Below are 4253 nucleotides of genomic sequence, written 5' to 3'. Positions count from 1 at the left end.
GGCAGCGTGCAAGATACTAACTGACGACCAATCTGCCTCAACCTCCCAAAAGCCCGGTATGACACCCACTGTCATACCGGGCTTTCTGTTTTTTATCCCGGCACCTTTTGAACGAAAAAGTGCACAAGACTTTCTACAAGTCGAGCCATAAAAGAAAAATCCAGCTTATCCATGGTATCCCTGGGGGTATGGTAGTTGGGATTCCTGTAAAATGCGGTATCAGTTATCATCACGGCTTTGTATCCTTTGTCCCAGAAGGAAGCATGGTCGCTTAGTCTGATATTGGGAATGAGATAGCCGTTCCCAGGAACGACAACTGACTCTACAGGCAGGTAACCGCCGGCTTGAAATGACTCGTAAAGTTCCCGGGTAAATTTTCTCGACCTGAAATTTCCTACAATACCTATGTAGTCTCCTGTTTTAGGATAGTCAAAGAACATCAGAGGAAAGGGATAGCTCTGGCAGCCTGGTTCATTACAGGTGTAACCAACCATTTCAAGACAGATCATCCCATCGATCTGCTCCTTTGTTTTCCGCGCCTTTTTTGCATATACCCTGCTTCCCATGGCCCATGTAGCATAGGCAGGCGGTTCTTCAAGGGCGAATGAGATAAACCTGACTCTGCAGCCAAGCTCTGTTTCTTTGAGTTCCGCAAGTTGTCTTGCAACTTCCAACTGGACGGCAACAGCGCTGCCATTATCATCTGCCCCCACTGTGCCGGCAACCGAGTCGTAATGGGCTCCGATGATATACACTTCAGGGGTACCCGTATCGGGACCGACGTCAGCCACGATATTATACACAGTTTCTTTTTTGAAGGGATAGGCTTCTCTTTTTGAATCTACCTGGATCTTTTTGTAAAAACTTTCTATATAACCTGCAGCCTTTTCAAGATTCCATAATTTACCGGCACTTCTCTCACCTATGGTTCTGGTAAGCATTTGCATATGCTCTTTCAGGTTCTGTTCGGTAATTCTCAGGTCAACCATTTCAACCTCTTTTGCAAAACAAATAACAGCTGAGAAAATAAGCAGCAAAATGCCCGGCAACATGAAGTATCTGCAATATCCATTCATTCTCATATTTTATGATATACGCAAACGGCAGAGAAAATCCAGGCAGATACCATCATTGTACCTTGCCTCCACTGTTTTGACAGTTAAACAGAGGAGTATATAGTATTTTTTTCTCTGAAATGGGAAAAAGGATCGTATCTTTGCTTGACTCATCTCATATATAAAATGTCCATGGCGGCCGAAGTTGCAATAGTCCAGATATCTATTGATCTTGACCCAAGCACCAATCGGAATTCCTTCAGAAAATCCTAGCTGGAAAATTCAGATTAAGTGTCAGGAAATGTGGTTGATACTAACTGAGACACGACATGATCCGTCGAATCGCTGCCCGCACTGCTACGAAAGTACTATCCACGCCGACGATGGCCCAAAATGGAGCAACTCTTTAGGGTGTTTTCCCTTAGAAATACCCCACTTTGCTCGCAGGGCTCTCAGGAAACAACTCTCAGCGTAGCATGTAGCAACATTGATTATCTTCTTTTTGGCAATGAGTTACCTTTTCGTGTACAAAGGGGTTATTATTAAGGAAGAGCTACTTCCGAAGATTAAAAAAGTACACACAGAGATACCAAAGCTTACTTCTTTACGAAAAATAAAATGCCAACTTACAAATTCTCTTGCTATGATTGTGGTAAAAAATTCGACAAGTTTCTCGTTTCCTCAGATATTTCCGGTGTTACCTGTAGTGTTTGTGGTAGCCCAGAAGTAAAAAGAGTATTTTCTAACATCAGCGTATCGGCTAAAGGAGCAGCCACTATTCCTAAGGCGGCACTTTCAGGAGGTTCTTGCAAGTCTGGATTTTCATGACGATGACAATATCAGTCCAGGTTGGGCTCGCAGGCTAATTTTCAATAATCTGCAATCTGTATAATAATGCTAGAATCATCTTTTCAGGAAGGTCAACCGTGAGGTATGTTCACCGACCGATGCTTGCCATGGCAAATCTAAATCTGCTCTAGCGTGGTCCGCCAGCACCTCCAAAGAAATGTTCGGAAATAGTTGTTCTACCTTTCGATGATGGCTGCCGCGACCGGCAGACGATTCTTACCATGAGCTGTTCTACTGTGATCCCCTCTGTATAGTATGGGGAAGCAGGATCTAAATGGGCAAACGCCTCCAGAGCCTGCAATAATTCAAGGAGCAAAGGGATGTACATCCTGGAACGCCGACAAAGGCTGACGACATCCATCGAGGCAGCCTGGGATTTTCTCCAGAATCCTGCCAACCTCGATCGAATCACCCCTCCCGACCTGCGTTTTTCCATCGTCTCCGAGGTCCCGGCCGTGATGTACAATGGGCTGATCGTTGTCTACAGGATCGCCATTCCGCTGCTCGGCACCCACACCTGGGTTACCGAGATTAAACATATCTGTACCGGCCATTCTTTTGTCGACGAACAACGGCTTGGCCCGTATCGCTTCTGGTACCATTACCACGAGATCCGCCCGGTGGCCGGCGGGGTTCAGATGCTTGACCGGATCACCTACCAACCACCCTTCGGACTCCTGGGAAACCTCCTGCATCCGCTCTATATCAGAAAAACCCTGGAGCGCATCTTCGACTTCAGACAGAAACAGCTCGACCTGATCCTGGCTGGGGAGTGAATCGTTTTCTGCCATCACTGGGCCAACTCTTCCCGCAGGCCAGGTCGTGCCCCATGCCACATACCCCTGAGAATTCAGCCCAGCCCCATTTTTCAAAGAGTTCCGGAGCTACGATATCTGATGAGTGAGTTGATAAGTCATCGCTTTCTTAATGCTTTCTAAAAAATGGCCATTCCACCTAAAGGGCATCTTACCCTATCCTTCAAGACTGCGATTGCAAATTGACATCGAGACCTTGAGGCTGCCAGGTCAAACCAAAACTAATTTGGAGGTTGGCTCAGCATGATGTACCTACTATGTATACGAACCTGTGGAGTAACCAGCTCGTAGTCCTAGATATCTTCTTATACCTGTTTTAAATGTTGTCAGGTAGTGATGTTGTCAGGTAGTGAGCAAGATAGTAACTGAGATTGAGTATTAAATTGGTCTATAGCTCAAACTTTTACCGACCTTGCTCACATCTAAAATAATTCCAGAAAAACTCGGAGATAGACCAAGTATTACGAGGAAAACCAATCAAAATCCATAGGAGATATGGTTACTTTTGAAATGGAGAATAACCGATAGTGCAGAAATCAGATAGAAAATTTTTCCAGATTATTTTAACGATTCTTTAAATCGAAAGTGTTAGGCGGTTTGCAAGGTACCACAAGAGCACCAATTAAAGATGGGAATGAAATCTAGTAGCCAAAGCTGATTCAAAACAAAAAGAAGGGATGAGGTAGAGGGCTATCCTTTTTCTTTCATTTTTATCGAGAACCATTGTTTGTTTGTGTGATGGACTATTCCTTTTTTCTCCAAATCTTTAAACCAGTACCATAAATCTATAGTCCTCTGTTTGACTGACCCTTCATCTTTGGGCCAACCAGTCAGTGCTTCAAGCCATTTATCTTCCGCCAATCTAGGGAGATTGATAGTCTTGATCTTTGATTTATTAATTATATATACGAGAATCAAAAAATGCCAAATTTCACGTCTAGTATTCCAGTGTTTGCTTTCCTTGCCATGATATTTAGGAGTCGAAATTCCCAATTTTTTAGACAGGTAGGACATTTTCTCTTCGTTAGAAAATCCCTGGAATGTAAAAGCAAAATCCTTGTATGAATGTTCGGATGCGTCAATTTTCCGTTCTAGATTTCTTTCTGCTAATGTTTGTAGCTTTTCTTTCCACTTGTTAATGTTCAGCCATTCACAGCCTATTACAGTTAATACTTCGCCACTAGAATCATAACTTACAATACAGAGAAATACTGGCGTAATAACATCAATTTTCAAAACGGAATTTTGCAAACAAATGTATAGATCAACAACAATATTCTTTCCCACATTCGCTTTGCAACCCCAACACGAATTACTTTTAATACTTCTCCAGTTTGCATCAATTTCACGAATTTTTACAACTTTCTTCTCTTCATGAAGGTGAATTCGATTGAAAACATCAGAATGTTTAGAGGTAAACCCTGTGAGGACTGGCCATTGAATTCCAACGTCTTTTAATTTTTCTGCTCTATCTATGGAGAATACGAAAGTAGATAAATCTTTGTAATATTTATTATTTTTCTCTAAAACAAAT

Annotated in this window: 4 protein-coding genes; 2 read left to right on the top strand and 2 right to left on the bottom strand. The window is 42.8% G+C overall.

Annotation, left to right across the window (positions count from 1 at the left end; all coding sequences use genetic code 11):
- Positions 1-92: 92 nt before the first annotated feature.
- Positions 93-1052, bottom strand: coding sequence for a M28 family peptidase (locus ACYQ8U_RS22665; RefSeq protein ID WP_459947835.1), 960 nt, complete (start codon positions 1050-1052; stop codon positions 93-95).
- A 621-nt stretch (positions 1053-1673) separates the two neighbouring features.
- On the opposite strand from ACYQ8U_RS22665, the gene ACYQ8U_RS22660 reads away from it, so the two are divergent.
- Positions 1674-1883, top strand: a complete 210-nt coding sequence (locus ACYQ8U_RS22660) for an FmdB family zinc ribbon protein (RefSeq protein ID WP_459947834.1) — start codon at positions 1674-1676, stop codon at positions 1881-1883.
- A 341-nt stretch (positions 1884-2224) separates the two neighbouring features.
- Positions 2225-2680 (top strand): SRPBCC family protein, encoded by a 456-nt coding sequence (locus ACYQ8U_RS22655; protein ID WP_459947833.1) that lies wholly within the window; start codon positions 2225-2227, stop codon positions 2678-2680.
- A gap of 729 nt (positions 2681-3409) precedes the next feature.
- Here ACYQ8U_RS22655 and ACYQ8U_RS22650 read toward each other — a convergent pair.
- On the bottom strand, positions 3410-4253 hold an 844-nt coding region (locus ACYQ8U_RS22650; RefSeq protein WP_459947832.1), incomplete at its 5' end, for a hypothetical protein.

The sequence above is a fragment of the Desulfocastanea catecholica genome, assembly GCF_054657295.1.
The sequence above is the reverse complement of the archived record's forward strand: the minus strand, read 5'-3'. Positions and strand labels throughout refer to the sequence as shown.